Annotated in this window: 23 protein-coding genes; 13 read left to right on the top strand and 10 right to left on the bottom strand. The window is 36.3% G+C overall.

Annotated elements, in window-relative coordinates; all coding sequences use genetic code 11:
* Positions 1–349 precede the first annotated feature (349 nt).
* The 3 genes from ACHABU_RS17855 to ACHABU_RS17845 form a co-directional block, all read right to left on the bottom strand.
* Positions 350–2,101: an ABC transporter ATP-binding protein gene (locus tag ACHABU_RS17855; protein WP_435766320.1), complete on the bottom strand. Its 1,752-nt coding sequence runs from the start codon at positions 2,099–2,101 to the stop codon at positions 350–352.
* 97 nt (positions 2,102–2,198) lie between these two features.
* Positions 2,199–2,726 (bottom strand): nucleoside tri-diphosphate phosphatase, encoded by a 528-nt coding sequence (gene ntdP / locus ACHABU_RS17850; RefSeq protein WP_435766319.1) that lies wholly within the window; start codon positions 2,724–2,726, stop codon positions 2,199–2,201.
* Between the two features lie 159 nt (positions 2,727–2,885).
* Positions 2,886–3,170 carry a gamma-type small acid-soluble spore protein gene (locus tag ACHABU_RS17845; RefSeq protein ID WP_435766318.1) on the bottom strand — a complete coding sequence of 95 codons (285 nt, stop codon included), beginning with the start codon at positions 3,168–3,170 and terminating at the stop codon, positions 2,886–2,888.
* Between the two features lie 164 nt (positions 3,171–3,334).
* Here ACHABU_RS17845 and ACHABU_RS17840 point away from each other — a divergent pair, with 164 nt between their 5' ends.
* A complete protein-coding gene (locus ACHABU_RS17840) occupies positions 3,335–3,535 on the top strand; it encodes a hypothetical protein (RefSeq protein WP_379498230.1) in 201 nt (66 codons plus the stop codon).
* Positions 3,536–3,554: 19 nt separating this feature from the next.
* On the opposite strand, the gene mutY is transcribed toward ACHABU_RS17840, so the two are convergent.
* The gene (gene mutY, locus ACHABU_RS17835) at positions 3,555–4,649 is read right to left on the bottom strand and encodes an A/G-specific adenine glycosylase (protein ID WP_435766317.1); all 1,095 of its coding nucleotides are present in this window, start codon (positions 4,647–4,649) and stop codon (positions 3,555–3,557) included.
* Positions 4,650–4,716: 67 nt separating this feature from the next.
* Here mutY and ACHABU_RS17830 point away from each other — a divergent pair, with 67 nt between their 5' ends.
* Positions 4,717–5,703, top strand: coding sequence for a metal-dependent hydrolase (locus tag ACHABU_RS17830; RefSeq protein WP_435766316.1), 987 nt, complete (start codon positions 4,717–4,719; stop codon positions 5,701–5,703).
* 30 nt (positions 5,704–5,733) lie between these two features.
* Here the strand turns inward: ACHABU_RS17830 and ACHABU_RS17825 are convergent, their stop codons facing one another.
* Both ACHABU_RS17825 and recX read right to left on the bottom strand, forming a co-directional pair.
* Positions 5,734–6,069 carry a YfhH family protein gene (locus tag ACHABU_RS17825; protein WP_435766315.1) on the bottom strand — a complete coding sequence of 112 codons (336 nt, stop codon included), beginning with the start codon at positions 6,067–6,069 and terminating at the stop codon, positions 5,734–5,736.
* A gap of 60 nt (positions 6,070–6,129) precedes the next feature.
* Complete coding sequence (gene recX, locus ACHABU_RS17820) at positions 6,130–6,942, bottom strand: recombination regulator RecX (RefSeq protein WP_435766314.1); 813 nt, start codon at positions 6,940–6,942, stop codon at positions 6,130–6,132.
* 201 nt (positions 6,943–7,143) lie between these two features.
* Here recX and ACHABU_RS17815 point away from each other — a divergent pair, with 201 nt between their 5' ends.
* From ACHABU_RS17815 to ACHABU_RS17780, 8 genes are all read left to right on the top strand, one after another.
* Positions 7,144–8,043 (top strand): TIGR01777 family oxidoreductase, encoded by a 900-nt coding sequence (locus tag ACHABU_RS17815; RefSeq protein WP_435766313.1) that lies wholly within the window; start codon positions 7,144–7,146, stop codon positions 8,041–8,043.
* A 282-nt stretch (positions 8,044–8,325) separates the two neighbouring features.
* Complete coding sequence (locus ACHABU_RS17810; RefSeq protein WP_435766312.1) at positions 8,326–8,883, top strand: GNAT family N-acetyltransferase; 558 nt, start codon at positions 8,326–8,328, stop codon at positions 8,881–8,883.
* A 66-nt stretch (positions 8,884–8,949) separates the two neighbouring features.
* On the top strand, positions 8,950–9,081 hold the full coding sequence (locus ACHABU_RS17805) for a YfhE family protein (RefSeq protein WP_379498223.1): 132 nt from the start codon (positions 8,950–8,952) through the stop codon (positions 9,079–9,081).
* A gap of 281 nt (positions 9,082–9,362) precedes the next feature.
* A complete protein-coding gene (locus ACHABU_RS17800; protein WP_435766311.1) occupies positions 9,363–9,758 on the top strand; it encodes a GntR family transcriptional regulator in 396 nt (131 codons plus the stop codon).
* Entirely contained in the window at positions 9,755–10,861 is a 1,107-nt protein-coding gene (locus ACHABU_RS17795) for a DUF1648 domain-containing protein (protein WP_435766310.1), read from the top strand. Before ACHABU_RS17800 ends, ACHABU_RS17795 begins: the two co-directional genes overlap by 4 nt.
* 22 nt (positions 10,862–10,883) lie before the next feature.
* The gene (locus ACHABU_RS17790) at positions 10,884–11,087 is read left to right on the top strand and encodes a PLD nuclease N-terminal domain-containing protein (protein ID WP_435766309.1); all 204 of its coding nucleotides are present in this window, start codon (positions 10,884–10,886) and stop codon (positions 11,085–11,087) included.
* Positions 11,088–11,996 carry an ABC transporter ATP-binding protein gene (locus tag ACHABU_RS17785; protein ID WP_435766308.1) on the top strand — a complete coding sequence of 303 codons (909 nt, stop codon included), beginning with the start codon at positions 11,088–11,090 and terminating at the stop codon, positions 11,994–11,996. It begins immediately after the preceding gene.
* On the top strand, positions 11,996–12,772 hold the full coding sequence (locus ACHABU_RS17780; RefSeq protein ID WP_435766307.1) for an ABC transporter permease: 777 nt from the start codon (positions 11,996–11,998) through the stop codon (positions 12,770–12,772). Before ACHABU_RS17785 ends, ACHABU_RS17780 begins: the two co-directional genes overlap by 1 nt.
* Before the next feature lie 155 nt (positions 12,773–12,927).
* On the opposite strand, the gene ACHABU_RS17775 is transcribed toward ACHABU_RS17780, so the two are convergent.
* Together ACHABU_RS17775 and ACHABU_RS17770 are read right to left on the bottom strand one after the other, a co-directional pair.
* Positions 12,928–13,797, bottom strand: coding sequence for a ComEC/Rec2 family competence protein (locus ACHABU_RS17775; RefSeq protein ID WP_435766306.1), 870 nt, complete (start codon positions 13,795–13,797; stop codon positions 12,928–12,930).
* Between the two features lie 118 nt (positions 13,798–13,915).
* Positions 13,916–16,060, bottom strand: a complete 2,145-nt coding sequence (locus ACHABU_RS17770) for an AAA family ATPase (RefSeq protein ID WP_435766305.1) — start codon at positions 16,058–16,060, stop codon at positions 13,916–13,918.
* 259 nt (positions 16,061–16,319) lie between these two features.
* Between ACHABU_RS17770 and ACHABU_RS17765 the strand changes: the two genes are divergently transcribed.
* The 3 genes from ACHABU_RS17765 to ACHABU_RS17755 all read left to right on the top strand — a co-directional run bounded on the left by ACHABU_RS17765 (position 16,320) and on the right by ACHABU_RS17755 (position 19,860).
* Positions 16,320–17,384 carry a Fe(3+) ABC transporter substrate-binding protein gene (locus ACHABU_RS17765; RefSeq protein ID WP_435766304.1) on the top strand — a complete coding sequence of 355 codons (1,065 nt, stop codon included), beginning with the start codon at positions 16,320–16,322 and terminating at the stop codon, positions 17,382–17,384.
* 126 nt (positions 17,385–17,510) lie between these two features.
* Positions 17,511–19,145 (top strand): ABC transporter permease, encoded by a 1,635-nt coding sequence (locus ACHABU_RS17760; RefSeq protein WP_435766303.1) that lies wholly within the window; start codon positions 17,511–17,513, stop codon positions 19,143–19,145.
* Position 19,146: 1 nt separating this feature from the next.
* Positions 19,147–19,860: an ABC transporter ATP-binding protein gene (locus ACHABU_RS17755; RefSeq protein ID WP_435766302.1), complete on the top strand. Its 714-nt coding sequence runs from the start codon at positions 19,147–19,149 to the stop codon at positions 19,858–19,860.
* A gap of 128 nt (positions 19,861–19,988) precedes the next feature.
* Here the strand turns inward: ACHABU_RS17755 and pdaA are convergent, their stop codons facing one another.
* Entirely contained in the window at positions 19,989–20,780 is a 792-nt protein-coding gene (gene pdaA / locus ACHABU_RS17750) for a delta-lactam-biosynthetic de-N-acetylase (protein ID WP_435766301.1), read from the bottom strand.
* 66 nt (positions 20,781–20,846) lie between these two features.
* Positions 20,847–22,157, bottom strand: a complete 1,311-nt coding sequence (locus ACHABU_RS17745; protein ID WP_435766300.1) for a Na+/H+ antiporter family protein — start codon at positions 22,155–22,157, stop codon at positions 20,847–20,849.
* Positions 22,158–22,284: the final 127 nt, after the last annotated feature.

Here is a 22,284-nt window from a genome sequence, read left to right as displayed (position 1 = left end):
TGTAGTAATCGTCAGCAATCTTCTAACTAGCTCTGGGAAATATACGGAGACTCCAACGGGAAGAGAGGCATAGGTGAGACCCTAAAATGCGTTAGCATGAAGGGAACCAGCCGCCCGTGGAAAGCGAAGTATATTTCCCAGAGCGGTCGCCGAAGTAACTTATCCTAGTTCGCAGTTTATATATTTTACGTAAAATTCAACATTAAAAATGACCTCTCCTATTCGGTAGAGGTCATTTCTTATGCCTTAATAATTTAAGAAAGTAAAAAAATATTGTAATTAATTAATTTATGAGCATGAACAGAAGCGACTAGATGCAGAGTTTCTCAACGGTCGCTTCCGCTTAAGGTTATTCTTCATCCAAATGCTGAATTTGATATAGATCATAATAATGACCTCGCATTTGCATTAATTCACTATGGGAACCGACTTCAACGATTTGACCATTTTCTACAACAACAATTCTATTTGCATGTGTAATGGTTGCCAATCGATGTGCAACAATAAATGTTGTACGCTCGGAAGCTAACCTTTCCATCGTTTCCTGGATCAAGTGTTCACTTTCTAAATCAAGTGCAGATGTCGCTTCATCGAATATCAATATCGGAGGATTTTTCAAAAATACGCGCGCGATAGCCACCCGTTGTTTTTGTCCACCAGACAATTTCACACCACGTTCACCGACTAATGTATCATAGCCATATGGCAGTGTTTTGATAAAGTCATGTGCATTCGCAGCCTTTGCAGCCTCAACTACTTCTTTATCGGTGGCCTCCGGATTTCCCATCCGAATGTTCATTGCAATCGATTCACTGAAGAGAATGTTATCTTGCAGCACCATTCCAATATTATTTCGTAATGACCTGGCTTTCATATCGCGAATATCGATTCCATCTACTTTAATTGCACCGCCAGTAACATCATAAAAACGTGGGATCAGACTAATCAACGTCGATTTACCCCCACCACTCATACCAACAAAGGCAATCGTTTCACCTTTTTCGACATTTAGACGAATATTCTCTAATACTGGAATTTCTTCTTCGTCATACATAAAAGAAACATTATCAAATTCAACTGTTCCATTTACTCTGCCAGGCTCAATCGCATTATCCTTATCAAGGATATCGTACTTCTCATTCATAAATTCAAACACACGATCAATAGAAGCTATTGCCTGTACAAGCGTTGTGGAAGAGTTAATAAGCCTTCTTAATGGACTATATACTCTTTCCATATAACCAACAAATGCAACCATCGTACCCATTGTTACATTTCCCAAAATTACCTGATATCCGGCAAATGCAATTACTAAAAGGGGAGCTAGATCTGTAATTGTATTCGTAACGGCAAAGGTTTTGGCATTCCAGTCCGTATGGTGTAATGCTTTATCAAGGAAATTTCTGTTTCGGGTTTGAAATTGACCTTGTTCATATTCTTCCAATGCAAAGCTTCTTGTCACTGGAACACCTTGTACCCGTTCATGCAAATGTCCTTGCACCTCAGCAAGAGCTTGTGACCGCTCTCTTGTTAAACTACGTAATTTGCTGAAGAAAAATTTGATTGCAAATCCAAACAACGGAAATAAAATAATAGAAACAAGGGTTAAACCTACGTCCATTGTCAACATAATACAAATTGCAATAATAATTGTAATAAGATCAAGCCAAATATTCATTAATCCAGTAATCACGAAATTCTTCGTTTGTTCGACATCATTTATTACCCGGGAAATAATTTCGCCGGTTTTTGTCTGAGAATAGAATTTCAAGCTCAGTTTTTGTATGTGATCAAATAGCTTGTCCCTAATATCATACAAAATATTGTTACCTACCCATTGTGCAAGATATTGTCTAATATATTCAATGGGTGGACGAAGTACAAGAAATACAACAAATGATATCCCCATAATCCATAACAGATTACTAATTTTCTCTGAATCATTAATATTCTCCGCACCTATAATATCATCAATCACATATTTTAAGATTAAAGGCATTAGTAATGGAATACCAAATTTGATAATTCCAACCAAAATTGTCCAGAGTATCTTCCATTTATATGGTTTTACAAATTCCATGTACTGCTTAACACTGCTCATGATTAATCTTCCCCTACTGTTTGTGTCCATAGAAAATCCCTGCTACGACTTAGTAACAAGGATAAATCCTTTTGCTGAATGAGTTGATTTTAAAATTTTAACGATATGTCAAATATCGCTCGTACCACCCGTCTACAAAATCAGGAGCAAATGGTCCTTTCCTTTGCCTTACCCATCGTAACAGATATTCCATATTATTATAAAGAATCCGATCAAGTACAACCGGATAATTCATTAATTCTTTATGTTCATCATATTCATCTTCATCCAGAAGATCATAGGTCATATCCGGATACACTTTAACATCTAAATCATAATCAATATATTTTAATGCTTCTTCATCGTATATAAAAGGGGAACTAATATTGCAGTAATAATGGATTCCATCTTCACGTAGCATACCAATAATATTAAACCAGTACTTCGCATGAAAATAACATATTGCCGGTTCCCTTGTGATCCATGTCCGACCATCACTCTCTGTCACCAGTGTTCTATCATTAGCACCAATGACAATGGATTCCGTACCTTTCAAAACGACACTATTCTCCCATGTCCGATGCAGCTGTCCATTATGTTTGTAACTCTGTATTTGCATTTTAGAACCCGCCCTCGGAGCCATCATACTATCTGTCCTTTCCCCTTATAGTTATACCGTATTCATTTTATTCATTAATTATAAAGGTAACAACTCCAAATATAAAGCATAACGACTAACCAAGAAAAAGAGCTCCCCTCTATGATTAGAGGGAAACTCTTTTTTAAAACTTGGAATATCGATTTGTTACTTCTTGTTTGATTGAGATTTTTGGTTTTGTTTTCTTACTTCCTGAGCATTTGTCTCAGAAGCAAATTCAGTACCAAACTGTCCTTGTCCTTTTGCTGCTTGTTGGTTTTGCTGGCCTTGCCCTTGTGCTGCTTGTTGGTTCTGTTTTCTTACTTCTTGAGCATTTGTCTCAGAAGCAAACTCAGTACCAAACTTGCCTTGCCCTTTTGCTGCTTGTTGGTTTTGTTGCTTCACTTTTTGAACATTTGTACCTGCAGTTGTTTGATTTGGTTTTTTAGCCATCACTATCACCTCCGCAATAATTAATTTATCCATTTCGCAAAAACTTATCCAACGAATTTTTATTAATTAGCAGAACGTCATACAGGAAATTTTACCAGCGAATAAAACCCGTGAAATAGCATAACTTATGAATGCGATTTACTTCATTATTGGAGGACATGGCTATGAATAATACACCAAGAGACTTTACAGAACTGTCCATGATGAGTAAGACGATATGGCAGGATAACGAATTACAATATTTTCAACATGCGCTTTCACAAATTCTCCCTTATATAAATTCAGAAGGATTGACCATTCTACATGAAATCAATAAGGAAATGTATAAGCGAGTGGAAAACAGTCAGGACTCCCACTATGAGTAAGGGAGCCCTGACTGTTTTTTTATACTGTATCGTCTTTGATTGTGCTATCGATGTATTTCAGCATTTTTTGATGGGATACAGGAAACGGATACTTGGAAATGTCATCTCGATGAACAAAAATGATTCGATCGTCTTGGATTTCTGTCTGCGTTGTTTTGGCTTCGAAAATTTCCAGTCTCCAAATCAGATGGGAAAACACGTGCTTCAAATTTCCTACTTGTTTACTGAGATTAATATGTACTCCATACTCACTGTATATCCAATTTTCTAGATGATCCATACCGATTTCTTCTATTGGAACCATTGGAAATTGCCATAGATTTGCGAGTAATCCGTTTTCTGATCTTTTTTCAATTACAAAATCCCCATTTTCATTTTCGATTAATAAGACGACATAGGATAGGTTCTTTTGTTTCTTGGCCTTCTTTTTAATTGGTAACTCTTCTTGAATACCTTCAGCAAATGCTCTGCAATAATTTTGTACGGGACAGAGCATACAACCTGGTGATTTCGGTGTGCAGATTGTTGCACCAAGATCCATAATTGCTTGATTAAATGATGATGGATCTTCTTTTGATATCAATTCACGTACATAATCCTCAAATAATTTTTTTGTGCTTTGCTGTGCGATATCTTCTTCTATTTTCAGAACCCTTGAGAAAACCCGCATGACATTACCGTCGACAGCAGGTTCTGGTTGATTAAAGGCAATAGACAAAATTGCTCCCTTGGTATAAGGTCCAATTCCTTTTAATGAGCCCAATTCCTTAGGTGTGGAAGGTACTTTACCGCCATATTCCTCTACGACTTCCCTTACCGCGTTTTGAAGATTCCTTGCACGGGAATAGTAACCTAAACCCTCCCATGCTTTGAGGACATCTTGTTGTTCTGCAGCGGCTAGCTCGTAAACGCTCGGATATTTCTCTATAAAGTGATTAAAATAAGGGATAACAGTATCCACCTTGGTCTGTTGCAGCATAATTTCGGAAACCCATATTTTATATGGATCATTTTCACTTCGCCACGGAAGATCCCGTTTACTTTCGGCATACCAGTGAAGAAGATCGTGTTCAAATTGTAAATTGTTGAAATTCTTTAATATTTGGTTAGTCATCATTGCACTTCCTTTGTGTTACAATAACTTAAAAGATTTATGTTTCCCTTAAGGAGGAACTTTTTATATGGATACTGGCACTCATATCGTAATGGGTATCGCGCTGGGGGGACTGGCCACTTTAGACCCTGTAGTGCATAGCGATCCTGCACTATTCAATGCTGTATTGATTGGGACAGTAGTTGGTTCACACGCTCCGGATTTTGATACCGTTTTTAAACTGAAAAATAACGCTACTTATATACGTCACCATCGTGGTGCATCTCACTCGATTCCCGCAATCATACTATGGGGATTGCTTGTTTCCGGTATGATATATATGTTCGCCCCACAGGTTAACTATTTGCATTTATGGTTATGGACATCTCTGGCTGTCATCATCCATGTCTTTGTTGACCTGTTTAATGCATATGGTACGCAGGCATTCAGGCCATTCAGCAATAAATGGATAGCCAAGGGATTTATTAACACATTTGACCCATATATATTCTTCCTGAACATCGCAGGAATTGCCGCTTGGGCTCTCGGAGCACATCCAGGCTATACTTGGTTGACCATTTACACGGTCATTGTATTATATTATATCAAACGTTATATGGACAAAAGAGAAATTGTAAAAAAAATAAAAGATTATTATCCGGATACTATTGAAATTGCAACGTCACCAACGATTAAACAAAACTTTTGGCGTGTTGCGATAACAACAGAGGATAAGTTCTATGTAGGCACTGTCGAAAATCGTCACATTGAAATTGTGGATGAGTTTTGGAAAGTACCTTTACCTGACAATTCCATTATGAAGATAGCAAAAACGGATAAAAACATTCAGGCATTCTTAAATTTCTCTCCCGTGTATCGTTGGGAAATTAATTACTTCGACTCTGTAACAGAGGTGCGCTTTATTGATTTAAGATATCGTTCAAAAAACTACTATCCATTCGTTGCGGTAGTACAAATTAATGAAAACATAGAAATTATCAGTTCGTATACAGGATGGATTTTTTCTGAGCACAAACTCAAAAGTAAATTATATGTTGGCGACCCAAGCACATAGGAAAACAGCAGGCACACTCGCCTGCTGTTTTTATTTTTTTACCTTCTTACCAAGCAATGATATGGGAAGCGCCTCTTCTTTTTCATACATTTCTTCGAGAAGATTAATTCGGTGCCCCCATGCGAAAACACCATTTATATAGTTAATTTTAAATGTAAAACCAGGCTCCATTTTCAATTGATATTTTTCTTCAGCTGAAAAGTCACCCGGGTGCATGGTATATGCTAAAGCAACCTGCATTTTGCGCTCATTTATTTGAACCTCTGAAACATTTCCCAATTGTTCTGCTTTCTGAGCCTTTTCTTTCAAAACGCCTATTTCTCTATGTAGTTGTTCAATGGAATAATCACTATACCGATAGTTCATCTTGTTCTCCCCTTCCCCATCCCTATTTTACCAATTGTTTCATAGAAATGAAAACCCTTTTTATTCCTCTATGCTTTCATCTAAAAACGTGTTAATGATCTCAAATGAAAATCCTTTACGATACAAACCTTCTGTCACTTTTCTACGTAATTCATATCCTTCATGCTTCGCTTCGTGCTTTCGTAACAGTTTCTCTCCTTGATAAACGAGTGCATCCCATTCCACATTTGAATTTTTTTCTTCCTGGATATCTGCAAATGCTTCCTTAATCGCAGACTGTGCAAAACCTTTTTGCATTAAATTCGTTTGCAGCTGCTGCACCTGTTTTCGGAATGACTCCTTCTTATTCTTATTTATTTTTTTATCCATTAGTTTTTTAATTTTTTCATATTGTTTCTCAAACGAATAATTCTCAAGTGCTGATTCTGCTAGGATTGCCGAAACACCTTTATCAATCAATTCCTTTTTAATGAGTTTTGGGCCTTTCGACGAGGTGTTCATTCTCGAACGGACAAACATAATCGCAAACTGCTCATCATCAATAAGATTCTCATCTGTTAGCTTTTTGATGATTTGACCAATGTGTTCCTCATCGACTTCTTTTTTCACTAAATAATCGACTATTTCTTTTCTAGTTCGCATTCGAAAGCTTAAAAAGTTAATGGCTTGGGTATATGATTTATGTAGTGTATCTTTTTGAATGAGTGTGGCAATCATGGAATCGTCTAATTCAAAACCTTTACGAAGCCGATACTCGATTAATATGGCTTCATCCACACTAAAGCCATACGCTTCACCATCAGCAGTATTTAAAAAGATATTGAACCGACTCTTATGCTTAACTTGCGTAGTGATCCGGGTAATTTTCCTCAACGTTTTCACCCCTTTTCTTTATAATAACAGAACGAGCATCAAGAAACCCAGTAAGCAACATGGGAAAATAATCACTACATTTTAATTCCATGTTGCATTGCTTTTCTTGATAGATGAAATAATTTATGAATTAGGACGGTAAGAATCGAATTGAAGTATATAATATTAATGTAAAAGGTTTTTTATTTAGGAGGGCTTACATTGAATTTTCTTATTAGCGGTGGCACCGGTTTTATCGGTAACTATATATCTAAATCCTTGCATGAGAAAGGACATCATACCTATATACTAACTCGAAATCCGAAAACAAATTTGAACACAGACCACACCACTTACATAAACTATAATTACCCAGTTGAAGAACTGCCAATGATGGAAGCTGTCATTAATTTGGCTGGTGAATCCCTGTTTGGTTACTGGTCAGCAAAAAAGAAAAGCGACATTATAAACAGCAGATTAGAAGCTACCAACCACATGATTGATATGATCAAAAATATGAAAACCAAACCAAACGTTTTTATCAGTGGGTCAGCTGTAGGATTTTATGGAATTTCTGAAGATCTAATCTTCACCGAATCTACTACCGAAGTAGGGAAAGATTTTTTAGCAGAAGTAACAGTGAAATGGGAAGAAGCCGCTCAGCAGGCTGAACGATTAGGTATTCGTACTGTCTATGCTCGATTCGGTATCGTTTTAGGCAATGAAGGATCTCTTCCTCTAATGAGCTTACCAGTAAAAATGCTTGCTGGTGGAAAAATAGGTAGTGGTGAACAATGGATGTCCTGGGTACATGTTGAAGATGCAGTTAAACTGATTGAGCATTGCATATTTCACTCTCAACTACATGGACCTGTTAATATTACTGCACCTAATCCGAAGAGAAATAAGGAATTCATGAAAATACTATCCAAAAGCCTAAAGCGTCCTTACTGGGTTCGAACTCCTTCCACATTGATCCATGCGACCATCGGGGAAATGGGACAATTAATCACAAAAGGTCAATACGTATTACCTCAAAAGGCTTTGGAAAATGGGTTTGAATTTACCTATCCTGAACTGAAAGATGCCTTGGGTGAAATTGCAAAATCACAAAAAAAATAAACCACAAATTACACGAAAAAACTATTTCCTTTTCGATAAAAAAATTGTAAAATGAAATTACCAAAATACGAAAGAGATGAATTGATAAGAATTACATTACAACACAGAATTATATAGGGAAGGCAAATGGTGCGCCACCAGTTTATCTGGTTCTAGTGGGTTCGATTCCCACCCCGAATTTTTGTTGAACGCTAAAATAAAAATTCGAGGGTGGGCCTCTCACTGGATTTCCTTATGGAAAATCAGTGTTTTTACCCGCCTGGAATAAGGAGGGTATTTTTTATGCTTAAAATGCGTGATTTACATGAGGTCCCTTTGCTGTTTGAACAAATGGTACACCCAGATGTTTTTCCCTATGTAAGACATAAAGCAAACAATAGTGATGAGTTTTATTTCCTAACAAAGCAGACTATAGAGGCAGAAGAAAACGGGGAACTAATTTCCCGAACTATTTTAGATGAATATTACCACCCGATTGGCACGATCAATCTATTTGATATTCATGACAACCATGGTTTTTTGGCTACATGGATTGGCCAGCCCTATTTCGGAAAAGGGTATAATCAACGGGCCAAAGAACAATTTTTCGATATGTTATTTTTCTCTTATCAAATTGAAGGCATATTTATGAAGGTAAGAAAAACAAATACGCGGTCCCTCAAGGCAGTGTTAAAATTACCTTATGTTGCTCTGGGTAACGATGTCTATCATAATGTATATACAAAAATAAACAGTGAAGAAGCTAGTTATGATCTTTTCGTAATCACCAAAGAACACTACATGTCCTATCAGCAATTTAAAATGACGGAAGTACAGACAACAGATGAGGAAGTTTCCTAATTCCTGTTGCAAATTGCGCATAATTTTCTGCCTTAGTGGGCATTCTAGTCATTAAAGTGAGGGATTATGATGGCTAAAATGAAACCAGGGCAAAGTGAAAAGTTTCTATCGAAGACTCAAGAAGTTTTGTACCAGAAAGAGTTCAAAAATGCGGACCGTGTTTATAATCAGATCACACAAAAAGGAAACCGGAGCTAAGTGCTCGGTTTCTTTTTTTGCCCTAATGTTATCCACAGAAAAGTCAGTTTTTACTTCTATGCAAATAGGTAGTTGTAGTTATTAACATTAATTTGTGAATAACTATTGTAATCTTGTGGATATTGTGGATTAAAGTTAATTAACTGTGCTACATAGCTATTTTGGTTGTGGATAGAACTGTTGATAATTAAAACAGGCAAAAGAACTTATTGCTATAAATGTGTTCTAACTGTTATAATCTAAATAGAACAGCTAGAACACGTTTAAAGGAGTGATGACATGTGTTTATCCAACTGGATTTAGAATCATCCGAACCGATATATATGCAGTTACGAAATCAAGTAATTGAAGGGATTGCAAAAAAGAAACTCCATCATGGTGATCCATTGCCTTCTGTCCGTTCTTTGGCTGCTGATATAGGCATTAATCTGCACACCGTTAATAAGGCATATCAGCAGTTGAAACAAGAAGGATATATATTAATTCACCGTCAAAAAGGGGTAGTTATAAATCCAGACGGTTTTCCAAAAGCTGACCATGATTATAAAAAACAATTACGAAACAGCTTGCATCCCCTCATATCAAATTCCATTAGCCGTGATCTCAGTGAGGAAGAATTTACGAAAGTTTGCAGTGCCATTTTTAAAGAATTTGCAGAAGAAGGTGAAAAAGAATGAACAGTTTTATTTTTATTTTGGTATTGATTTTAATTCCTGTTTTCATTGCTACTATATTCATACCCTACTGGACAAGAAGAACAGAAAGCTTTGGTGTTACGATACCAGCAGAAATTTATTATCGGACAGATATTAAAGGAATGCGGAAAAGTTATGCAGTTTCAACTAGTGTTCTCAGTCTATTGCTTACCGTTATTTTCTTAATCAGCATTACTTTTCTGCCAAACAATGAAAACTCGATCAGTATCCTGTTTAGTGCAATACTTACATTTTATATCATCAGCAGTTTTCTCGTTTATTTGAATTACCATATGGATATGAAGAAAATAAAAGAAAAGGAAAATTGGATAAATAAAAATTCACAGCTTGTTTTTGTCGATATCCGTTTTCGAGATAAGAAACTTACCTATTCTAACTTATGGTTCTTGTTATCCTTTCTTATTACCATCGCGACAATTATATTGACACTGCAATCTTATCAGCAAATTCCAGATCGAATTCCTATGCAATACAACTTTGCGGGTGAGGTTACTAACACGGCAGAGAAATCGTATCGTTCTGTATTGCTTAACCCTGTTATGCAAATGTATTTAACTATTTTGTTTTTATTCATAAATAAGATGATTGCGCGTGCGAAACAACAAATAGACCCGGAAAATCCGGAAGAATCGATTCGAAAAAATGTCCTTTTTAGAAGAAGATGGTCGGCCTATATTATTATTACAGGATTGGCATTAACAGTAATGTTTACAATCATTCAACTATCTTTTATTTATCCTATTAATCAACAGGTATTAACCTTCATACCTTTAATCGTGACACTCGGTTTAATCATTGGTTCGATTATACTTTCCATTACAACTGGCCAGGGAGGCAGTAGAGTGAAAAGTTTTTCAGAAAAAAACGGGAATGTAATCAATCGGGATGATGACACGTATTGGAAGCTTGGCCAGTTTTACTTTAATAAAGAAGACCCAGTCTTATTTTTGGAAAAGCGATTTGGCGTAGGGTGGACCATTAATTTAGCTAGGCCGGTCGCATGGATTATATTTTTGGGAATAATAGGTTTCGCATTTGCCATCCCATTTCTACTTGGAACATAAATTTTTGAAGGAGGTACTTCGAATGCAAGCGTTTTTTGAATCGATCAACTGGGCAATTATCACCCCGCTTCTAATTATTCAAGGAATTTTACTCATTGTCGCTATCATCGATTGGGCTAAGGAAGAAGAAATACGCGGTCCAAAATGGATGTGGTTTTTTATCATTGTTTTCGTTAACATTATCGGCCCTATTCTCTATTTTATATTTGGAAAGAGGCGAGATTAAATGACTTTGCTTACCGTTAGAAACCTCACAAAAACATATCAAGATAAAGTCGCAGTGAACAAAGTAAGTTTTGACTTTCAACAAGGGAAATGCATTGCTTTGATTGGGCCAAATGGTGCAGGTAAATCAACGATATTAAAAACGTTAGCAGGACTTCTAAAGCCTACCGAGGGGACAGTAACTTTTGCAGGCATGAAAGCAAACGATGATATCCGGAAATTTATAGGTTATTTGCCGCAGTATCCTATATTTTATTCATGGATGACCGGGTTTGAGTTTCTCCTATTCAGTGGCCAGCTTGCATATATCCCCAAAATAGAGGCCCAAAAACGAGCAGAAAAATTATTGAAAAAAGTAGGGATCTATGACGCAAGAAACCAACGAATTGGAAAATATTCTGGTGGGATGAAGCAACGTCTTGGCATCGCACAGGCGATCATTCATCAACCGAAATTATTATTGTTGGATGAACCTGTTTCTTCCCTGGATCCTCTAGGTCGACGGGAAGTCTTAACCTTAATGGAAGAATTAAAACAAGAGATGTCCATCCTCTTTTCAACCCATATTCTTAGTGATGCAGATGAAATAAGTGATGAATTATTACTTCTTCATCAAGGCGAAATGGTAGAATCCGGATCAATCAACGAGTTACGGCACAAATATCAAACATCGACAATCAAACTTGAATTTAAGGATAATCCAGCTGTTTATCAATCCAAAGTTAACGCATTGCCGAGTGTAACAGAAAGTCATATTGCAAGAAATGTACTTCTGGTTACAGCTAAAGATATTACGTTGGCAAGACATGAAATCTTAGCTGCTGCTTCAAATGAGAACTGGGAATTAAATGGGTTCACACTTGTTCGTGCTTCCTTGGAAGATATGTTTATGAAAGTGGTGAATAATTAATGCAATGGAACACACTTTTCAAAAAAGAAATGATGGAAATCTGGCGAAACAAGAAATTAATTTGGGTACCATTGGTTATGATTTTACTTGCAATTATGGACCCGATTTCCAATTATTATATGCCACTGATTATGGAAGCCGTTGGTGGATTACCCGATGGAGCAGTATTTGAGCTTCCTGATTTTGCTCCTGCTGAAGTCGTCATGATGAGTCTCTCTCAATTCAGTACCTTAGGTGTATTAATCATTGTACTTATCTCCATGGGAACCATTGCTGGTGAAAGAAAAAGCGGCATTTCCGAACTTATTTTAGTAAAACCTGTTTCTTACAGCAATTATATCACTGCAAAATGGGCAGCACTTCTTATCCTTGTTTGGGTTTCCTTTATTTTAGGAATGCTAGCTAGTTGGTATTATATTAATATTCTTTACGGAAGTTTATCATTTGGAGACTTTTTATTAATTAGTTGCTTCTACGGATTATGGCTGGCATTTGTAGTTACACTCTCTATCTTCTATAATTCCATGATCAAAACTCCTGGCCTTGTTGCCTTTTTAACGATATTAACAATCATGGTAATGAAGGGTGTCACGCAAGTATTCAATCATTTACTTGAATGGAGTCCAAATAATCTTTCCAATTATATATTTGAAATGCTCTTAACAGAAAGTATTCCATCTAACCTTGTAGGAACAGCAATCGTCACTATAATCATGTCGATCATCCTATTAATTTTATCTACTGTTATTTTCAAATCGAAAGAGCTTGCGCAATAATTGACAAAGGACTAATGCAATAGGAGCATTAGTCCTCTGTTTTATTTAACTTTTACCGTTGTAATTCTTCTTATAAAGACGTACGAAATATCATAAATAATTAGACCAACACCAAGCAATCCAAGACCAATCATAGCTGAAATCTTATTTTTAAACTATCCAGCTACATCCATTAGTTTGTTCACTGGATTTCTTTCAGGAATAACAAAGTAATTCATGCCATCCGTATTAATGACTACATTACCAAGAGCAGCTGTTGAGTAAATCATCGCATTCACGTTATACAGATTATTGATTACGCGATTAACTGGATGTCCATAATCATTTTCTTTACTGTACGTCAAAATAGCGACTTCGGGATTTACTGCCTTTAAGAAATCGAGTGAAGAGCTTGTTTTTGAACCATGATGAGCTACTTTAATAATTTCCGCTTGTACATCATACTCTTTAAGAAATGATTTCTCTTGTTGCTGTTCTACGTCACTCATAAATAAAAAATCCACATCCCTATATGCTATTTTTAGAACAATTGATGATTTATTGTTGTTCTTATATCTTTCATACGCATTCCAAACATCAATTTTAATCAATGGATCAATCTCGATAGGGACATTCTTTTCAGCAATTTGGACAGGTATTTTCTGCTCCCTGATCTGGTTAATATAGTTGGCAAAGGTTTTCGTTGGATGCAGTTTTCCTGTATCCAGTATTTTATCAACCTCGATGTTGTCCATTACCGTTGGAACTCCCCCAATATGGTCAATATCCGGATGTGTAGCTATCAACAGATCAATCTTATTTATATGAAGTTTTTCTAAATAAGATACGATTTTTTCACCAGATTCCGGCGGTCCACCATCTATGAGGATTATTCTGTTTAGCGGCGTTTGAATCAGTATACTATCTCCTTGTCCTACATCAATAAAGTGGACCTGCATTTCTAGAGTGGATCCACTGTAGCTTTCGTTTGGGAAAGTGAGAAGACAACTATTTATAATCATAATAAAGACAAGCCATTTTTTCATAAGAAACATCCTTTACAGCTTCGGATTTCTTATTAGTTTTTCACCGATTACCAGAAGTTATTAAAAGAACTTAAACTTGGGTATAAAAAAACCGCCGAAAGTCGGCGGTTTTCATTATTTATGCTTTTTCTACTTTAATCTCATTATCGATTACATTTACATGAACATTTTCTATCGCATCTTCTTCAAGAATTAGATCTGTTAGTTGATCTTCAATTTTATCCTGAATAACACGACGCAATGGTCTAGCACCAAATCGTTTATCATATCCAAGCTCAACTAATTTTTGCTTCGCTTCATCAGAAATCGTCATCGCAATATGATTCCCTTTAATCGCTTCTTCAAGTTCAGCAAGCATTAAATCAACAATATGCAGTAGATGACTTTCTGCTAACTCATTAAAGTTTACAATTGCATCAAAACGGTTAAGAAATTCTGGTTTGAAATAATCGCTCAAGTTTTCCAACGTTGATACCGATTCATGGCTATCGCTGTTAAATCCTACATTGACGGACTTCACACCAGTGCCAGCATTACTTGTCATAATAATTACGGTTTCCTTAAAGCTGACCTTTCTACCATGTGAGTCAGTTAAGTGACCATCTTCCATCGCTTGCAGGAACATATTTTGTACATCTGGATGTGCTTTTTCAATTTCATCCAGCAGAAGAATGGAATACGGATTACGACGAATACGTTCTGTCAGCTGTCCTGCTTCTTCATGTCCTACATATCCTGGTGGTGAACCAATAATTTTGGAAACGGCATGTTTCTCCATGTACTCACTCATATCAAGACGAACCATCGATTCACGGGTGCCGAATAATTCTTCAGCGAGCACTTTTGTTAGCTCTGTTTTACCTACCCCAGTCGGTCCTACAAATAAGAATGATCCGATTGGACGGCCTTTTGATTTCAAGCCTGCACGGCTACGGCGGATGGCTTTGGCAACTTTATTGACTGCTTCATCCTGTCCAATTACTTTTTTACGAAGATTGGCTGCAATATTTTTCATTTTTTCCTGTTCATCCGCCTGCATTTTGGTTACAGGGATCCCAGTTTTTTCTTCCACAATAAGCTGAATATCAGTAATATCAACATCCAATATTTTTTCGCCATCAACAGCTTTTTCCACTTGTTTTTGCAATTGGATTTCCTGATAACGAAGATTTGCTGCATGTTCATAATCTTCTCTATCTGCTGCTTCCTGCTTCTCTTTGATAACCTCGTCCAATCGTTGTTGAAGTGATTTCGAATCTTTTTGGGCATTTTCCAAGTTTAATCGAGATCCAACCTCATCCATAAGGTCAATTGCTTTATCCGGTAGAAATCTATCTTGGATATAGCGGCTTGATAACGTTACAAAAGAACGGACAGCCTCGTCTGAATAACGCACCTCATGAAAGTTTTCATAGCGGTCTTTAATACCATCTAAGATTTTAACTGCATCCTCCTGGGATGGTTCATTTACAATGATTGGCTGCAATCTTCTCTCAAGCGCTGGATCCTTCTCAATTTGACGGTATTCCTTCAATGTTGTTGCACCCATTAGTTGCAATTCTCCTCGAGCAAGCGCTGGTTTTAGAATATTTCCAGCATCCATTTGCGAGCTTTCAGCCGTACCAGCACCAACTAGAAGGTGTATTTCATCGATAAATAGGATCACATTCTCGCGGGATTGTAATTCTTCAATCAACTTTTTCATTCGCTCTTCAAATTGCCCACGCATACTTGTATTTGCAACAAGTGAAGCTACATCAAGCAAATATATTTCTTTATTGAGTAATTTGGCAGGTACATTGCCTTCAACTATTTTAAGAGCCAGTCCTTCTGCAATTGCTGTTTTACCGACACCAGGTTCACCAATCAGCACTGGATTATTTTTATTTCTTCTATTTAATGTTTCGATCACTCGTCTTATTTCTTTATTACGACCGATTACTGGATCAATCTTTCCAGCCCTCGCTTCATCTGTAACGTTATTTGCTAATTGATCAATCAAGCCGTTTCCTTTTCTTGATTTTCGTTTTGTTTTTGTTTCCATTTTGCTTTTGCTTCCCCCATTTTCTTGAGAAAAGTTATTCGAGAATGCATCATTCGCGTTTCCAAATGGAGTATTTGAGAAAAAGTCATTCGAATTCATCATATTACCTTGAATCTCCTGGAAACATTCATTACAAAGATGCATTTCCATTTTTTGATTATTTATATGCATTTGTGCGTTGATATTAGCTTGATTTACACCACATTGTTGACATTGCATTTCCCATTCCTCCTTGGTTATTTGAATCTATATTAATCAAATTTGACTTTGACTATCTTTGACCTTGATTTTATTATACCCTGACCTATTTTGACTTTCAAGTATTTTGTTCCAAAAAAAATTGCCTTTTAAATACTAATTTTAATTTATTTCATTATAACCTATTGACTTATTAACTGTTTCATTTATACTATGCATAGGTTGATAATGATATTCATTATCAATTAGGAGTTCTATATTATACATAAGGGGTGTAACGATGAAAAGAAAACTATTTCTATCCAGCATTATTTTATTTTTCTTATTTATATTAGCAGCTTGTTCTTCTGATACGGAGGATACACCTGCTGAAACTTCAGAAAGTGAGGATAGCGGGGAAATTAATTTATATACTGGCCGTCACTATGATACAGATGATGAACTTTATAGTAAATTTACTGAAGAAACAGGAATCAATGTCAACGTCATTAAAGGAAAGGATGATGAATTGATTGCTCGACTGGAGCGAGAAGGCAGTTCATCAGAAGCTGATTTATTTATAACAGCAGATGCTGGTCGTCTGCATCGTGCCAAATCAGATGATCTTTTACAAGAAGTAGATAGTGAAATACTAGAAGAAAACATTCCTAGTAAATATCAGGATGGGGATAACCATTGGTTCGGTCTGACGAAACGAGCTCGCGTCATTGCCTACCATAAAGATCGTGTGAATGAAGAAGATATCCAAAACTATCAGGATTTAACTAATGATAAATTCCAGGATAAAGTACTAATCCGTTCTTCTTCAAATATATACAATCAGTCATTACTTGCCTCTTTCATTGAAATTGACGGTGAAGACGCTGCAAGAGAGTGGTCTGAAGGTATTGTTGATAATATGGCTCGTGATCCAAAAGGTGGCGACCGTGATCAAGCAATAGCAGTTGCCGCAGGAGAAGGCGATGTTGCAGTTATGAACACCTATTACTTTGGTCAAATGCTTAATTCTGAAGAGGAAGAAGAAGTGAAAGTTGCTGAACAGTTGTCATTAATTTTTCCAAATCAGGAAACAACAGGTACACATGTCAATATTAGTGGAATTGCTTTAACTGCAAGCAGTAAAAATAAAGATAATGCAATTAAATTTATGGAGTTTTTAACACAAGAAGAGGCTCAATCTATATTTGCAGAAACAAATTATGAGTATCCTGTAAATCCGAATGTAGAGCCTTCAGAACTCTTGCAATCCTGGGGTGAATTCAAGGAACAAGATATTAACCTGACCGAACTTGGTGAACATAACGGGGAAGCTATTAGAATCATGAATGAAATTGGCTGGAAATAATAAGTGTATAAAAAATGCTGTATAATTATACAGCATTTTTTATATACATTTTTATTGAGAACTGTTATCATTAAGTGAATTTATAATTAATTTGTTAAGATAGACACCCAAGGGAAGTGTACGTTATTGAAATTAAAGTTACCAATCCATATTAATTTATGGACTATACTCAGTTTAGTTATTCTATTACTGATTCTTTTACCAAATCTAACGATATTATTAAATTTCTTTACAGAGGAAAGTGAAAATTGGCAGCATATTAAAGAGCATATCCTACCTCTTTTATTAAAGAACACCAGTATTATTATGATATTCACAGGAATACTTACCATACTGATTGGCACAAGCCTTGCCTGGCTTATTTCAGCATTTGATTTTCCATTGAAGCGTTTCTTTAAATGGGGATTGATTCTTCCATTGGCGATCCCACCATATATTGCAGCCTACACTTATAATGGGATCCTAAATTACACAGGTACTATTCAAACTATCTTAAGAAACCGATTTGATATCTATCCAAACCAGGCCTATTTTGACATCATGACATTACCTGGTGCAGTATTTATTTTTACATTATTTTTATACCCATATGTCTATATGATTACACGAACATTTCTATCCAATCAATCATCATCATTAATTGAAAATGCTCGCCTGCTCGGAAGCAATTCATTCGAAATCTTCTTTCGCATCGTCCTTCCAATTTCACGTGGAGCAATTGTCGGAGGGGTAAGTCTTGTATTATTGGAAGTATTAAATGATTATGGGGTTGTACAATATTTTGGTATCCCCACATTTAGTACCTCCATCTTTCAAACATGGTTTGGCATGAATGATCTCAATGCAGCAATCAAGCTTTCTGCTACGCTTATGTTTATCGTTTTTTCTATTTTGATCATTGAAAGACTCCTTAGAGGAAGAAAAAAATATAGCTATTCATCACCAAAGGTTCGCCCACTCACACCGATAAAACTTCAAGGGTGGCGTAAATGGACCGCGTTTGGCTATAGTCTTTTTATATTTGTACTGGGTTTCCTTATCCCATTTATTCAATTGTTTGATTGGATGTTATTAACATACGAAGACATTATAAGTCCTGTATTTACTTCCCTGATTATTAATTCATTGGTCGTTTCCTTTGTTGGAGCCGCAATGATTATTGTATTTGCTATTATTATTGCTAATTTTGGACGCATGCATAAAAGCTTTGTATCAAAACTATCCGCCCAGATTGTAATCTTGGGCTACTCCATTCCCGGTGCTGTCATAGCAGTTGGAATTCTTACTGTATTTATTGCAATTGACAACCTGCTTTTCGGCTTTTATGAATCAATTGGGTTGGGGCAAATACTCTTTTTGAGCACTAGCTTATTTATGCTTATATCAGCCTATATTATCCGGTTTTTAGCTGTTGGATTTAATTCCATTCAATCAGGGTTTGATAAAATAGGAAATAAATATACAGAAGCTTCACGCATGCTTGGCATGGGGGTAACGAAAACATTTTTCAAGGTAGATATCCGTTTATTAAAAGGAGCTATTTTTAGTGGTTTTATTTTAGCGTTTATTGAAATAATAAAAGAACTACCACTCACGCTTATATTAAGACCATTTAATTTTGATACTTTATCAACGAAAGCATTTCAATATGCAAGTGATGAGCAAATATATGATGCTTCCTTACCATCTATAATTATTATTTTAATCAGTGCGGTTGCTATTTTTGTTTTCTATCAAGTTTTAGAAAAGGAGCGGAAGTAATATGTTTATTCAGATCAAAAACCTGGAATTTCGATATTATAATACAAAGGATAAAATTATTCATAAATTCAATCTTGAGATTGAACAAGGAGAAATTGTGTCAATACTTGGAGAAAGTGGGAGTGGTAAAAGCACGGTTCTCCGTCTGCTCGCTGGTCTAGAGACTCCAAATGCTGGTTCTATCCTAATAAATAATCAGGTTATGTCCGATGATCATCATTTTATCCTTCCAGAAAAACGTGGTGTTGGTATGGTCTTTCAGGACTATGCATTATTTCCTCACATGACGGTTGCTGAGAATATTAAGTTCGGCCTAAAAAAGCAAACTAATAAAGAAAAGCAGCAGCGTGTTGATGAAGTTTTAGACCTTATCAATATGAAGAAATTTGAAAAACGTTATCCACACGAGCTTAGTGGCGGTCAGCAGCAGCGTATCGCATTAGCACGTGCCCTTGCACCAAAACCATCCTTATTGCTTCTGGATGAACCTTTCAGTAATCTCGATGCCGACCTGCAAATAAGAATACGAGATGAACTAAAGAATATTATAAAGAAAACAGGGACCACTTCTATTTTTGTTACCCATGACCTGGAAGATTCACGTGCCATTGCTGATCGCATTATTACGATGAGAGACGGAGCAGCTTATAAGTGGGAATCAATCTGTACGGATGTAACAATAAAGAAAAGTCAAATGCAGTTAGTTAAACAGTGAGGTTAAAATTTAATACAAAAACCCCCGGGCAATTCATCATGAACAGCTATTGCCTGGGAGCTTTCTATTTTGTAAATTTCCCGATTTTCTTCTGCCTCGGTTCTACCCTACTAATAATCCTTATTGCTCTATAATCCATAAAATCCTTTTGGCAGCTTATCTTTAATAATGAGATCATGTAAGCTTTTAAAGCTATAGCCCTGCTTCTTCAATTCCTGAATAATACGTTCCAAGGCTTCCGCATTATCGGAAGAAACTGCATGTAACAGAACAATGGCTCCAGGATGCATTTGATCCATGATTTGATCATATGCATATTCCGAACCCTTCTGTTCACTAACATTCCAATCGATAAAGGCAAGTGACCAAAATATATGAACAAGCCCCAGTTCATTTGCCCATTGTAATGTATTCTCATTAAATACACCTCTTGGTGGCCTCAGGAACTTTATATCTTTCTGATCACTCACTTCCGCTACAGCTGCTTCCAATGTTTCCAGTTCTTTTTGAATTGCATCCTTCGTTAATATCGTAAAATCTGGGTGATGATAGGAGTGGTTTCCAATTATATGACCATCATCCACCATTCGCTTAATTAACTCTGGTTCGCTTTTCACATAATGACCTGTTACAAAGAATGTTGCTGGTACGGATTCTTTTTTTAATACATCTAGTATTTCCGTTGTATAACCTTTTTCATAACCATTATCAAACGTTATATAAATAGTTTTGGCACCAGAATCATCAACATAGTAGGCACCATATTTTTCAAGCAAGTTCTTATACTCCCCTATCTCGGGGACTTGATGATCGGTATTCTTTTTATATCCCCAGCCAAATGCATCGATGGAATCGGGATTAAATAAGCAAAAAGAAAAAGTAAGAAAAATGATGATTGATGCTTTAATAAAGTTTCGCATAGCAACCCACCTGTTTTTTTCTTACCTTTTCCTATTTCGTTTCCATTTATTCATTTCGTAATCAACTTAGAGAACCATTGCTGCAATCCAACCAAAAATTATCAACGGGATATTAAAGTGAATAAAGGTCGGAACAACGGTATCCCATATGTGATGGTGCTTTCCATCAGCGTTTAATCCCGATGTTGGTCCGAGCGTACTATCAGAAGCTGGTGAACCAGCATCACCAAGAGCTCCGGCTGTACCTATAAGTGCGGCTGTTGCCATTGGTGAGAATCCCGCTGCCATACAAATAGGTACATATAGTGCCGCAATAATTGGAATTGTTCCAAATGAAGATCCTATTCCTAAGGTAACTAGTAAACCGACCAATAATAGAACAAATGCAATAAGTGCTTTATTATCTTGGAGATAACCTGAAGACAATTCAACTAAAGCATTGACAGCTCCTGTCTCTTGTAAAACTGTCCCAAAACCGGAGGCTACAAGCATTACAAAGGCAATTGTTCCCATCATACTTATTCCCTCTGTCATCATATTATCCGCCTTTTTAAATGGTACGACAAGAAACAGGAACATAAATACTAGGCCAGTCAAGGCGCCTATTATTAAGTTCTCGGTAATTATTTGTACGATTAAAGCAGCAATAATGGATGCAATCGTTAAAAGATGTTTTTTGTTAAACTTAACATTTACCGTCTCTGGTGTTTGCGTGGCTAACGCTGCGCCACCTGCCCCTGGGACTGCATCTCTCTCTTTTCGATATGTTATAAAAATGGCAACTAATAATCCAACAACCATTCCTAAACCGGGAATTAACATCGCTAACGCCGTTTCCCCAGGTGTGATGGAAGAACCATTTGCTTCCATTCCTTCTACAATTATTCCATGAAAAATCAAACCAAATCCAGCAGGTACCATAAGATATGGCGCTTTTAAACCAAATGTTAATGCTACTGCTACGGCACGTCTGTCCATACGCATCTTATCAAAAAGTTTTAATAATGGCGGTATCAAGATAGGTATAAATGCAATATGAACAGGCACTGCGTTTTGAGATAAAGATGCAACACCAGCAATTGCCAGCACCATCATTGTCTTCTTTCCTGTTAAGACACGAATCAGGTAATTTACCAATATCGTAGTTATGCCCGTATAGCTGATTGCAACGGCAAACGCTCCAAGCAAGATATAACTTAATGCTGTATTGGCAGATCCCCCCATACCACTTACCATTAATTCAATTGATTCAACAATATTTAATCCTGCCATCAAACCGGCAGTAACGGATGCAGCAATGATTGCTATAATTACATTTACTCGCAGTAAACTTAATATCGTCATCACTAAAACAGATATAATCACAATCCATTCCATTTTAAAGCTTCCCCCTAAGTCATTCTAAGTTGTTTTTATTTTACTAACTTTAATACTTTATCATGATAAAGTATTAAAATAAAATAATCAACCCCTTGACGTAAAAAAACCCTGTAAAAATATTACA

Origin of the sequence: Oceanobacillus sp. CF4.6 (assembly GCF_051262635.1) — a bacterium.
Taxonomy (GTDB): Bacteria; Bacillota; Bacilli; order Bacillales; family Amphibacillaceae; genus Oceanobacillus.
The sequence above is the reverse complement of the archived record's forward strand: the minus strand, read 5'-3'. Positions and strand labels throughout refer to the sequence as shown.